This window comes from Vibrio sp. Vb2960 (assembly GCF_033337665.1).
GTDB lineage: Bacteria > Pseudomonadota > Gammaproteobacteria > Enterobacterales > Vibrionaceae > Vibrio > Vibrio alginolyticus.
Window position 1 is genome coordinate 1 of record NZ_JAWORD010000011.1, and the last position, 12,854, is coordinate 12,854.

A 12,854-nucleotide genomic window follows, 5' to 3' on the forward strand; every position below is an offset into this window, starting at 1 on the left:
TTAGCATGAGTAGTTTTACAGGCAAAGCCGAAACGGATGATAACCACCTACTGAAGTAGGTGGTTTAGGGCTGAAAACAAAAAACCCAGCACTAAGGCTGGGTTTTGGTGTTCTAGTGGTTAATGAATTAACCGATGTGCGTTGCGCCTGCCATGTACTTCTGAAGTACTGTAGGGATTGCAATGCGGCCGTCTGCTTCTTGGTTGTTTTCTAGGATAGCAACCATTGTACGACCTACAGCAAGACCAGAACCGTTTAGCGTGTGTACAAGCTCAGGTTTCTTCTCGCCTTTACGACGGAAACGCGCTTGCATACGACGAGCTTGGAAATCCCACATGTTAGAACATGAGGAGATTTCACGGTAAGTTTCTTGGGCAGGAACCCACACTTCTAGGTCGTAAGTCTTACGAGCGCCGAAGCCCATGTCACCTGTACATAGAACCACTTTACGGTAAGGAAGCTCTAGAAGTTGTAGAACTTTCTCAGCGTGACCTGTTAGCTCTTCTAGTGCGTTCATTGAATCTTCTGGCTTAGTGATTTGTACTAGTTCAACTTTGTCGAACTGGTGCATACGAATCAGACCACGAGTATCACGACCGTAAGAACCTGCTTCTGAACGGAAACATGGCGTGTGAGCTGTCATCTTAATTGGTAGATCCGCTTCGTCAGAAATCGTGTCACGAACTAGGTTCGTTACAGGTACTTCTGCAGTAGGGATTAGAGACAATTTACGTGGCTCTTCGTCGTTTACTTTTTCCGCTAGAGGCTCTGTGTGGAAAAGGTCTTTACCGAACTTAGGAAGCTGACCAGTACCGAATAGGCTGTCAGAGTTTACTAGGTAAGGTACGTACATTTCTGTGTAGCCGTGCTCTTCAGTGTGAAGATCTAGCATAAACTGAGCGATTGCACGGTGTAGACGAGCGAATTGGCCTTTCATCACGATGAAACGTGCGCCAGTGATCTTAACTGCACTTGCGAAGTCTAGACCGTCGCCCATTTCGCCTAGGTCAACGTGATCTTTCAGTTCGAAGTCGTAAGACTTTGGCTCACCCCAACGAGAGATTTCAACGTTGTCGTTTTCATCTTTGCCATCTGGCACTTCGTCTGCTGGGATGTTTGGTACAGAAAGCGTGAATTCGTCTAGTTGAGCCATTACTTGCTCAAGTTCAACTTTCTTCGCATCAAGATCGCTACCTAGCGTACCGATTTGTTTCTTGATCTCTTCTGCGCCTTCTTTGTCGCCAGCCGCCATTTTTTGGCCGATTTGCTTGGAGATGGAGTTACGCGTGGATTGTAAATTTTCTACTTCTACTTGAATGGACTTACGTTGTTCTTCAAGTTTACGAATAGTATCTACGTCTAGCTTAAAGCCACGACGCGCCAGTTTAGCAGCTGTTTCATCCAGCTCTGTACGAAGTAATTTAGAATCCAGCATTGTTAATCCTATGCTTTTTGTTGTGAAATCACGCGCACTTTCCAAGCGTACGCGTTAAAAAAATTTACTGCACAAATGTATCCAAAAACGCCTACTTTTCATAGCGCTTTTGTGGGCTATTTGCGTCTAAAGTAGCCAAGTAATCTAACTTTTCGCCGATTTTGGTCTCTAGACCACGATTTGTAGGCTGATAGTACCTACGATCGCCCATTTCAGGTGGCAAATATTGCTCACCCGCAGCGTAAGCGCCAGGCTCATCGTGAGCATAACGATAATCTGCACCGTAACCCATGTCTTTCATCAAACTGGTTGGTGCATTTCGAAGGTGATGCGGCACTTCATATTCAGGTAAGTTATGAGCGTCCGTGAGCGCTTGTTTCCACGCCACGTATACCGCATTACTTTTTGGCGCACACGCTAAGTACACGATCGCCTGTGCAATCGCACGTTCACCTTCTGCTGGACCAACGCGCGTAAAACAGTCCCACGCGGAGAGTGCCACTTGCATGGCTCTAGGGTCCGCATTGCCGACATCTTCCGATGCTATCGCAAGTAATCGACGGGCAATGTAAAGAGGATCACATCCCGCTGCAATCATACGTGCAGCCCAGTAAAGCGCCGCATCCGGGTTTGAACCACGAATGGATTTGTGGACCGCAGAGATTAAGTCGTACCAGATATCACCTTTGTTATCAAAGCGAGAGACTTTCTCCCCTGCTACTTCCGCAAGCAACTTAAGCGTGATCTCTTTTTCACCTTGCGCATTGTCTTCTGCCATGTCGTAGAGCAGCTCAAGATAATTGAGAGACATGCGAGCATCACCGTTTACCAGTTCTGCTAGGCGGTCTAATACGTTATCAGCGAAGTGTGCGGGTGTATTGCCCAAGCCACGCTCTTTGTCACTGATCGCTTGATTCAGCGCCAGTGAGATTTCATCTTTATCGAGAGACGTTAGCTTGTAGACACGTGCACGTGACAGCAATGCGTTGTTTAACTCAAACGATGGGTTTTCTGTCGTCGCACCAATAAAGGTAACCGTGCCATCTTCGATATGCGGCAAAAAAGCGTCTTGTTGAGATTTGTTGAAGCGATGCACCTCATCCACAAATAAGATGGTGCGGCGGCCCGCCATTTTGTTCTCACGTGCTTTCTCGATTGCAGCACGGATTTCTTTCACACCAGACGTTACGGCAGACACACGCTCTACTTCAGCATTGGCGTAGTTTGCAGCCACTTCCGCTAATGTCGTTTTGCCTGTGCCTGGTGGTCCCCAAAGGATCATAGAGTGAATGTGACCCGCCTCTAGCGCACGGCGCAGTGGCTTACCAGGGCCTAAAATGTGCTGCTGTCCAATATATTGCTCGATCGTTTCCGGTCTCATACGAGCAGCAAGGGGACGAAAATCTTCGTCCCCCGAGAAATCTAATGTGTAATTACTCACTACCAATTAATTCCTTTGGTCATCCACTTCCACACCTTTTGGAATTGTGAATGTGAATCTGTCTGCTTTTGGTTTACCCAGCTTCACGTTGTTAAAGGTGAACAAACCTTTTTGACCGTCTTGCTCAACCACGTTGAAGCCTTTCACGACACCTTTGGCATCAATATTAATCTGGAATTGACCTTGTGTGGAGTCTACTGCGGTAGGAATGAGAGTGAACTGGTCACCTTTTTGAGATATTTTGTAGTTATTCCAATCACTTGCTCGGTTACGCGTTAGCAAAACAAATGGCGTTTGCTCTGTTGCTTGCTCTTGCCAGTAGATACTCACTTGCTCGATGAATGGACTGTAGTACCACAATGTCTTACCGTCAGAGACCAGTAGGTTCTCATCAGGAAATGTTGTACTCCAACGGAACAGGCTTGGGCGGGCAATTTCAACCGTACCTTCTCCTTCCATAACCGTTTCGCCTTCAGGGCTGATAACCTGCTGAGAGAAATCTGCACTAAAGCCATCATTCATAGAAAGGCGTTTGTTTAATTCATCTTTAGGAGATGCTGCGTGTGCAGTAGAGAAGAGGGAAAAGCTTAAAACAAGCGCGGAGAAAAGTTTCGCTGAAAATAGTTTTTTCATTCAGATACCTATTATTAGAACCACTCACCTCAGTTGGACTGAGGTGAGTAACACAAGTTCATTAATCTTTTGGTGGCGCAGGTGCCAGTACTTCACGGTTACCGTTATGACCCGGAGCACTTACGATGCCCTGCGCTTCAAGCTGCTCTACAATACGGGCGGCACGGTTGTAACCTATCTTAAATCGGCGCTGAACACCGGAAACCGAACCTCGACGTGATTGAACCACGTGCTCAACAACTTGATCGAAGAGCGGGTCTACATCTTCATCCGCTTCCATTTGCTCACCTGGCAATAGACTTTCTGGAGTTTGATCTCCACTGATGATCTCTTCAATGTAGTTCGGTTTACCACGCGCTTTCCAGTTGTTTACAACAGCATGAACATCATCATCTGATGCAAATGCACCGTGAACACGAGTTGTATGACTTGATCCCGGCGGTAGATACAACATATCACCCATACCAAGTAGTGATTCTGCGCCGCCTTGATCTAGGATTGTACGAGAGTCCGTTTTAGTCGATACCGTAAACGCAACACGAGTTGGAATGTTCGCTTTAATTAGACCGGTAATAACGTCAACCGATGGACGCTGAGTCGCAAGAATTAAGTGAATACCTGCCGCACGCGCTTTTTGCGCCAAGCGAGCAATCAGTTCTTCAACTTTCTTACCTACCACCATCATCAGGTCAGCAAATTCGTCAACAACAACGACGATGTAAGGCAGCTTTTCTAGCAATGGCGGTTCAGTATCCATGCTGTCGCCTTCCTGCCAGAACGGGTCATGGATTGGGTGGCCCGCTTCTGCTGCCATCTTCAATTTTTCGTTGAAGCCCTTCACATTACGTACACCTAATGCCGACATCAATTTGTAACGACGTTCCATCTCGCCCACACACCAACGTAGAGCGTTTGATGCGTCTTTCATATCAGTCACAACTTCAGAAAGAAGATGAGGGATACCTTCATAAATAGAAAGCTCTAGCATTTTCGGGTCAATCATGATGAAGCGTACATCTTCTGGACCTGCTTTATACAGCATGCTCAAAATCATCACGTTCACACCCACCGACTTACCAGAACCTGTTGTACCTGCTACTAACACGTGAGGCATCTTCGCAAGATCTGCCACCACAGCTTCGCCCGCAATGTCTTGACCTAACACAACCGTTGTTGGTGACGTTGCTTGCTCAAACTGAGGGCTACTGATGACATCAGATAAATAGACCGTCTGACGACTCATATTTGGCAGTTCCAAACCGATGTAAGGCTTGCCAGGGATTACTTCCACAACACGTACCGCCATCGCAGACAATGCACGCGCTAAGTCAGTTGAAAGACCAGAAATACGACTTACTTTCACCCCCGGCGCCAAATCAAGCTCAAAACGAGTGATCACTGGACCAGGATAAATACCAACCACATCGGCTTTGATTTTGTAGTCAGCGAGTTTGCTCTCTACCAATCGAGCGACCTGCTCTAGCGCATCACGGTCGATAAAGTTTTCACGTTTTTCTGGATGATAAAGCAACTCGAGCGTTGGGAGTGGCTCTTCCGGAACTGGCAAGTTTTCTTCTTTCTGTACCAAAAATGGGTTCTGTGTTGCAGCGACTTTGGCTTGTGCATTGGAAACCATATCTTGGAATGCGGTAACGTCTTGGTCGTTGTCTTGGACCTCTTCTACTTCCACTTTTTGAGGAGCAGGTTCAAATGTTGTTGAAGGTGTTGCTGCTTGCTGATGAGGCGTTGTTGGCTGTACTTGCTGCGCAGGCTGAGACTCCACTTCATCTTCATCACCTAACACATCAAAGTCAGAGATCGTAGGCTCAATATGTTGGCTCGACTCTGTTTGCGCCGTGATGCTATCTAATACAGCAGAATCAATTGCAGGCTCTTCATGTACAGGATGCTCAATACTTGGCTGCTGTACTTGCTCTGCTTCAAATTGTTCGTACTGCGCATAATCTGGTTCAACACTGATCGGTTCTTCTGTAGCTGTATGTTGCTCTACATAGGAAGAGTAAGTGTCTGCAAATGATGGGGCTGCCTGCTCTTCAGTTCCCCAGTCATCTGCTTGTTGCGCCGCTGCTTCAAGCTCTTCTATCGTAACATTCAGTTGCTTGGTGCGTTCCAAGAGCGGATCAACGTTATCAGTGTTAACCGTATGGATAGGTTGTATTTGAGGCTCAGGTTCAGAATAAACTGGCGCAGCATTAACCGTAGCCTTGCGTTGTGGTGGCGTCGGTTCTACCATCGCCTGTTCCGCAGGCTTATCAGGTTTCGCTTGCGGCATATAAATAGGATACTCATGCGCTGGCGCCGGCTCTTTCGGTTCATCGACATCGTACGCCGTTAAATGAGGAAGCGGCTCATCATCAATTTCATGGTCTACATTGTGTTTAGGCGTAGAGACTTTGTCTTCTACAAACTCATCAAGCTGAGGTTCTAAAACTTCCTGCTCTGAACCTCTTGCCTTATTTGCAAGCGCGGCAATTAGTGCTAACGCACGATCACCAAGCCATTCCACGATGTTAAGCCATGAGATGCCAGTGAAGAGCGTAAAGCCCGCTCCCCACAAGAACAGCAATACCAATGTGGTACCGAGTACATTCAATGTAGGTAAAGCGAGACTAGACAACACATCCCCGACCACACCTCCGGATGAAAAATACCAAATGTCATCAAAATTAATATCGGCAAGACCGCAACTGGTCATAATAAGGACGACCAGACCGAGCAGCCTTGTACCCCATAGCATGAAATCAATGGGCTCATCTTCTCCTCGTTTACGGCAAATCACCCATGCAGCCGCCGCTAGCAAGAAAGGGATTGGGTAAGCGAGAGAGCCAAATGTGAAGAATAGAGTATCGGCTAGCCAAGCGCCGAAAAGGCCACCAGCATTATCGATATCCCCTCCCCATGCGGTTTGGGACCAAGAAGGATCGGCCGGACTGAAGGTAAATAGTGCAACCGCAAGCAATACCGAGCTAAGAACGCCAACGATAAAGCAGCACTCTTTTAAGCGTTGGAAGCCATTTAAGCGTGAAGACTGGGGCTCTTCACTGGTTTTGATAATGGTTTCGACTTTCTTTGCGTTCTCTTTGAACATAAATCAACTTGAATATGGAAATGAAATAGGAAATTGCAAAACATTCCGAGCGGCATCAAGCCGCTCGGTAAATTGATTTAACCATATCAAGGAGAAAAACCCAATTACTCTCTGGCGAAAGCGGAAGCATATACCGCTTTCTTTGCAAGAAATTAACGAGTTTTGATCACAAGCTGGTTAGATTGTTTCACTTCTTCCATAACAACGTATGTGCGAGTGTCATTTACGCCAGGTAGACGTAGTAACGTATCGCCCAATAGTCGGCGGTAAGCACCCATATCTGATACACGGGTTTTAAGAAGATAGTCAAAGTCACCTGAAACAAGATGACACTCTTGTATGTCGTCTAGCTTTTGAACAGCTGAGTTAAACTGCTCAAACACATCCGGCGCACCACGGTTTAGCGTAATCTCAACGAATACTAATAGTGATGCATCCAGGAACTGCGGATTCAATAATGCAGTATACCCTGTGATATAACCCTGACGCTCTAAGCGACGTACACGCTCCAAACATGGCGTTGGAGAAAGTCCCACACGTTTTGAAAGCTCAACGTTTGAAATACGACCGTCTTTCTGCAGCTCATTAAGAATGTTGCGGTCGATACGGTCTAGTTCCTTGGACGGCTTTTTATAGTTGTCTGCCATTTTTTATTCCACCTTATTACTTCCTTGCAAAAAAATATACTACAACTTTTTAATATTTGGTGCCAAATTTTACAAATCTATAACTATACTAGTTATTAATTCGACAATAACACCCTACTAACAGTTAATACAACCATTATAGAAAGAGGATACAGGATGATCATTGGCGTACCTAAGGAAATCAAGAATCACGAATATCGTGTTGGTATGATCCCAGCTAGCGTGAGAGAACTCATCTCACATGGTCACCAAGTTTTAGTTGAGACCAATGCAGGTGCCGGCATTGGTTTTTCAGACGATGATTACATCGCTGTCGGCGCATCCATTCTCCCTCATGCTGCTGACGTATTTGCGCAAGCAGACATGATTGTAAAAGTAAAAGAACCCCAAGCTGTAGAGAGAGCAATGCTCCGCGAAGGGCAAATTTTATTTACTTATTTACACCTAGCACCAGATTTTCCACAAACTGATGAGCTAATCAAGAGCAAAGCTGTCTGTATAGCCTATGAGACTGTAACAGATAATATGGGTCGTTTGCCACTGTTAGCACCAATGTCAGAAGTGGCAGGTCGGATGTCTATCCAAGCTGGTGCGCAAACGTTGGAAAAATCGCACGGCGGTCGTGGCCTGCTCCTAGGCGGCGTACCTGGTGTTGAACCTGCAAAAGTCGTTATCGTTGGTGGTGGCGTTGTTGGTGCAAACGCTGCGCGTATGGCGGTTGGCCTTCGCGCTGACGTCACTATTCTAGACCGTAACGTAGACACACTTCGTAAGCTTGACGAAGAATTCCAAGGTCGCGCAAAAGTGGTTTATTCTACTGAAGACGCTATCGAGAAGCATGTTCTAGAAGCGGACCTTGTTATCGGTGCCGTTCTAATTCCTGGCGCAGCAGCACCTAAACTGGTCACTAAAGAGCACATTGCTAAGATGAAGCCTGGTGCAGCAGTGGTTGACGTGGCAATTGACCAAGGCGGTTGTTTCGAAACTTCACACGCGACAACTCACGCAGATCCAACTTACATCGTTGATGAAGTGGTTCACTACTGTGTAGCAAATATGCCTGGCGCAGTTGCTCGCACTTCAACATTTGCACTCAACAACGCTACGCTTCCATACATCGTGAAGTTAGCAAATAAAGGCTACCGTGAAGCACTTCTAGAAGACAAAGGCTTCCTTGAAGGTCTAAACGTTATTCACGGAAAAGTAACGTGTAAAGAAGTAGCAGAAAGCTTTGACTTGGAATATGTTGAACCAACTCAAGCTATCGCTATGTTTAATTAATGACAAAATAAAACATAACTTGTCACGTTTTGTTTACAAAAGCCCACGCATAAGTGGGCTTTTTCATATAGAGCGTTTGGCTATAAAGAATAACTAAATCTTATATGCACAAATTAAAATATTTCTAGGCGTGACCGATTTAGGGCAAAACTCTGACAATCTAACACGGTAACCACGTTCTTCAAGATAAAGCACTTTATCTAATGCGAGCCAGATCTCCAACGGACGTTGAAAAACAAGTTGCACTAAGCTCATTCTCTCCATTTGCCAGAAGCGTTGTTCGCTTAACTTTTCAAAATGAGAGAAATCGATTTCTTGAGGAAGAACAATGCCTTTTTGCTCCGCTGCCCAGCGACAGAACGATTCAAAACCATCACTTAATTGCGACTTACGGATACTCGGCACAGGCTGATACTCTGCCATTCCCAAAGCTTGTCGCGTGATCAAATCAAACCCAAGACGAAACATCATTTCCTGCTGACGATGACGACGCACGCGCTCTCCTCCCGTCACCGTTTGTTGTAATGGGATACGCAGTTCTTGCTTAGACAATGAGAGAGAAGAAGCCCTGCCCGATTCCGACATCGGCTGGTATTGTTCCGACTGAATCAAGTGGTAACAACAAGGTGATATAGTCATCGCAGCAATCCCATTTTCACTGCCGTACTGCATTAGACGAACGTGAAGGTCACCGCATGCATGCAGTGCTACTGCGTGTTGCGTTGGCTTAAACACGGCTTTCGCTTTGCTATCAAACGCGTCGCCTTGAATAAACGTCATCTTCCAATGATGTTCATTGGCTGCTTGTTGTCCCGAATCGCACAGTGCTTGTTGGTATTCAAAGCTGGTTACAGGCTGATCGGTTTGCGCGGTCAGGATTCGCCCCAAGTAACCTTTACCTGAGCACCATTCTAGCCATTCTTCGCCACAGTGTTGTTGAATTGCAGCTTCACCCATCGAGCTAATTTGCTCCAACTTACGTCCCGGAATACCGTTATCTAAACCACGAGCGAGTTCCAAGCCGTTTAACGACAAAAGCTCTAAATGAGTCAGTTCTGCGAGTTCTTCAAGCTCAGGCAAAAACGGACTAAGTGCTTTTAACGCGAGTTCTGGTGCTGCTTTGTATTCTTCAATTTGAGAGGGAGTAAGAGACGCTAGCCATTGGCACAGTCGAGGATGTTGCTCCTGCCAAGGTAATGATGTGTGAATGCTGCTTTTAAAAGGCTCGAATCGCCACAAAGATTGGTTTTCGATTAAGCAGTCATTAATAAATTGAAATTGCGTTTTCATAGCTCCCCCTACAACGAGCGCATTGTAGAGGGAATCGAAACATCAATGAAGTGTTATCTCACCGGAAGCTCGATGTCTTTAAACATCTCTTCGATTTCTGCATTAGACTTCAACGAAATCGCCTGCTCAACCACTGGACGCGTTAAGTGCGGTGCAAAACGTTCCATAAAATCGAACATGTAAGAGCGTAAGAATGTACCACGGCGGAAGCCGATGCTCGTGGTGCTCGCGCCAAACAAATGGCTCGCATCTATTGCAACCAAGTCACCGTCCTGCTCTTCATCCACAGCCATGCTTGCAATCACACCCACACCAATACCCATACGAACGTAAGTTTTAATGACATCTGCATCAGTTGCAGTGAACACCACTCGCGGGGTTAAACCTTCGCGGTTGAATGCTGTATCCAGCTCTGAACGGCCAGTAAAACCGAACACGTAAGTGACTAATGGGTAAGCGGCAAGATCACTGATCGTTACTTTGTCTTTCTTCGCTAGTGGGTGGTCTTTAGGCACAACTATTGAACGATTCCAGTGATAACAAGGCAGCATGATGGCATCTTGATATAAGTGAAGCGCTTCTGTCGCAATCGCAAAATTCGCTGTGCCTTTAGCTATCGCCTCAGACATTTGTGACGGTGTACCTTGGTGCATGTGTAACGACACTTTTGGATAACGAGAAGTAAAACCTTTGATGACATCTGGCAGTGCATAACGAGCCTGCGTATGTGTCGTAGTGATATTCAGCGTCCCCATTTCTGGATGGGTGTGCTCTCCAGCCACCGCTTTGATACTTTCTACACGAGCGAGAATTTCTTGAGAGATACGTACAATTTCTTCTCCAGCTGGCGTCACTTGCGTTAAGTGCTTACCGCTACGTTCAAAAATCTGAATGCCTAACTCGTCTTCCAGCAACCGAACCTGTTTACTGATACCTGGCTGAGAGGTATATAAGCTTTCCGCCGTTGCAGATACATTCAGATTATGGTTTACAACCTCAACAATATACTTCAGCTGCTGCAGTTTCATCGTAACCCCTTACTTATTCATGAGAGAGTTTATTGGCCACTCAAGCGAGCGATATAATAATTAGTTATAACGCGTTCAAATCGAAATGAACAGCAATTTCTAACTTATACCTCAATCACATACTAATAATCTTCAAGCAAGAAACAATATGCACAAAGTTGAGCCAATAAATGACCGAAGTTCTATGATGTGACTTCTATCAGTAACTAAAACGTGGGAGAGACAAAATAATCAAACAAATAAGGTGCCGAGTAAGATAAGATTCATGTATTCTTTAACGCTAGCCGCAGAAAAGTAAAGCAGACGCAAAGATATGAATATTGGTTTAATAATCGCTTTGGTAGCCATCCTACTGGTGTTAATCCTAGGCTATAACATTATGTTGCAATATAAGGTTAAAGTTGAAACCGCAAAAAGGCAGGAATCAGCGCGATATGTAGCCTTGATAGATGGTACTGAAGAGTTGATTGGTCATGCGCACCATATCCCTTTTAGTAAAGAGCTGTTGCTGTGTCTAAACAATCGTATTCTTGACGCGCTAGAGAGCATGCATGAGCTAGACCCGAAGAACAAGCAACTTGCTCAACGTATCGAAAATATGAAGCAGCAGATTACGCAGCTAAAAGAGAATGGTCCTACTGGCGAGAGTACCACTTTCAAGATGCCGAGTAGTGATAAACAAGCTATCGTCATGCTTAAGCTGGTTAAACGACTTCGCGACACTATCCGTAACGAGCACAACAAAGGCCGATTGGATACCCAGACTTACGTCACCGAAAATGCGCGCTTGGAAACGATGCAAATTCGCATCAACATTGAAAATGTCATCAAAAGAGCAAACGACTCTATCGCTCGTGGCCAACCAGGCACCGCGCTTCAACTGCTGCGTAAAGGTATCGATGCTTTGAGCACTAAGAGCGATCCTTATTCTATTCAAGCGAAACAAAAGCTTGAAGAGATGTTGGGTGACTTAGATAAAAAGCGCCAAGATAAAAGCGATGCCGAAATGCAGCAGATTGCTGACAAAGAGCGTGACAATGACATGGAAGCACTCTTCGGCGAGAAGAAAAAGTGGTAACATTCACTTCAGGTCAAGAAAGGCTGCAATTGCAGCCTTTTTTCTATCCGCAAGACAACGGATATGCCCAATAAAAATGTGAAGTACTAAAACTAAAATGATGAATCTAGACGCCTATCAAGATCTTCTTGCTCCCATTAACCAATTTCTGCAATGCAGTACACCTGATGAATGGGTAGAGGAAGCAAAGAAACCAGAGAACCTTCAAACCATTTTGTTAGACCACCTACTGTGCGAACTAAAAGCTGGCCAATCTGCCATGTTTTTAATTCGTAAGTATGCCGTTGACCAATCCAGTTCACATGCTCTACTTGACTGGTTTAAGCCCTACGAAGATTTTGCTTACCGTAACGTAGGCTCATTGGAAACTTTAAAAGGCAAGAGCAATATTTCTAAGTCAATCATGGCTAAGTCCGACTCACCATACAGCCAAGATTTGATCGATAAGATGGTGCTTTTGATAAAAGAGGAGTTACACCACTTTTATCAAGTTTTAGAGATCATGGAAAGTCGTGGAATTGAGTATAAAAATATTCCAGCAAGTCGCTATGCTAAAGGACTGATTTCGCATATGAAGACTCATGAGCCGGAAACGCTGATCGATAAACTCATCATTGGTGCGTACATCGAAGCCCGATCTTGTGAGCGTTTTGCCAAACTAGCACCACATATGGATGACGATATCGCAAAGTTCTACATTTCTTTATTACGTTCAGAAGCACGCCATTACCAGGATTATCTTGTATTAGCGGAGCAAATCGCAGGCAAAGATATCAGCGAGCGCATCGCCTACTTTGGACGTATAGAGGCAGATTTAATTTCTACGCCAGATACAGATTTTAAGTTTCACAGTGGTATTCCAGCCTAGCGAGCATATTCTCCCAAGGTTGAGCATACTCTGAACTTATATAG

At 45.4% G+C, this 12,854-nt stretch carries 10 protein-coding genes; 3 read left to right on the forward strand and 7 right to left on the reverse strand.

The window, feature by feature from the left end:
- Positions 1-127 precede the first annotated feature (127 nt).
- From serS to lrp, 5 genes are all read right to left on the reverse strand, one after another.
- Complete coding sequence (gene serS / locus R7O03_RS11060) at positions 128-1,435, reverse strand: serine--tRNA ligase (RefSeq protein ID WP_005378225.1); 1,308 nt, start codon at positions 1,433-1,435, stop codon at positions 128-130.
- 91 nt (positions 1,436-1,526) lie between these two features.
- Positions 1,527-2,882 (reverse strand): replication-associated recombination protein A, encoded by a 1,356-nt coding sequence (locus R7O03_RS11065; RefSeq protein ID WP_242531367.1) that lies wholly within the window; start codon positions 2,880-2,882, stop codon positions 1,527-1,529.
- Complete coding sequence (gene lolA, locus R7O03_RS11070; protein ID WP_005388103.1) at positions 2,883-3,509, reverse strand: outer membrane lipoprotein chaperone LolA; 627 nt, start codon at positions 3,507-3,509, stop codon at positions 2,883-2,885.
- 61 nt (positions 3,510-3,570) lie between these two features.
- The gene (locus R7O03_RS11075; RefSeq protein ID WP_213970494.1) at positions 3,571-6,618 is read right to left on the reverse strand and encodes a DNA translocase FtsK 4TM domain-containing protein; all 3,048 of its coding nucleotides are present in this window, start codon (positions 6,616-6,618) and stop codon (positions 3,571-3,573) included.
- 152 nt (positions 6,619-6,770) lie between these two features.
- Positions 6,771-7,265: a leucine-responsive transcriptional regulator Lrp gene (lrp, locus tag R7O03_RS11080; protein WP_005378234.1), complete on the reverse strand. Its 495-nt coding sequence runs from the start codon at positions 7,263-7,265 to the stop codon at positions 6,771-6,773.
- A 156-nt stretch (positions 7,266-7,421) separates the two neighbouring features.
- Between lrp and ald the strand changes: the two genes are divergently transcribed.
- On the forward strand, positions 7,422-8,546 hold the full coding sequence (gene ald / locus R7O03_RS11085) for an alanine dehydrogenase (protein WP_005378241.1): 1,125 nt from the start codon (positions 7,422-7,424) through the stop codon (positions 8,544-8,546).
- Between the two features lie 93 nt (positions 8,547-8,639).
- Here the strand turns inward: ald and R7O03_RS11090 are convergent, their stop codons facing one another.
- Positions 8,640-9,836 (reverse strand): methyltransferase, encoded by a 1,197-nt coding sequence (locus tag R7O03_RS11090; protein ID WP_318131708.1) that lies wholly within the window; start codon positions 9,834-9,836, stop codon positions 8,640-8,642.
- 53 nt (positions 9,837-9,889) lie between these two features.
- Positions 9,890-10,864: an HTH-type transcriptional regulator CysB gene (gene cysB / locus R7O03_RS11095; RefSeq protein WP_005388967.1), complete on the reverse strand. Its 975-nt coding sequence runs from the start codon at positions 10,862-10,864 to the stop codon at positions 9,890-9,892.
- 313 nt (positions 10,865-11,177) lie between these two features.
- On the opposite strand from cysB, the gene R7O03_RS11100 reads away from it, so the two are divergent.
- Together R7O03_RS11100 and miaE are read left to right on the forward strand one after the other, a co-directional pair.
- Positions 11,178-11,942, forward strand: coding sequence for a hypothetical protein (locus R7O03_RS11100; protein ID WP_005378247.1), 765 nt, complete (start codon positions 11,178-11,180; stop codon positions 11,940-11,942).
- A 97-nt stretch (positions 11,943-12,039) separates the two neighbouring features.
- The gene (gene miaE, locus R7O03_RS11105; RefSeq protein ID WP_005388968.1) at positions 12,040-12,810 is read left to right on the forward strand and encodes a tRNA isopentenyl-2-thiomethyl-A-37 hydroxylase MiaE; all 771 of its coding nucleotides are present in this window, start codon (positions 12,040-12,042) and stop codon (positions 12,808-12,810) included.
- The last annotated feature ends 44 nt before the right edge of the window (positions 12,811-12,854 follow it).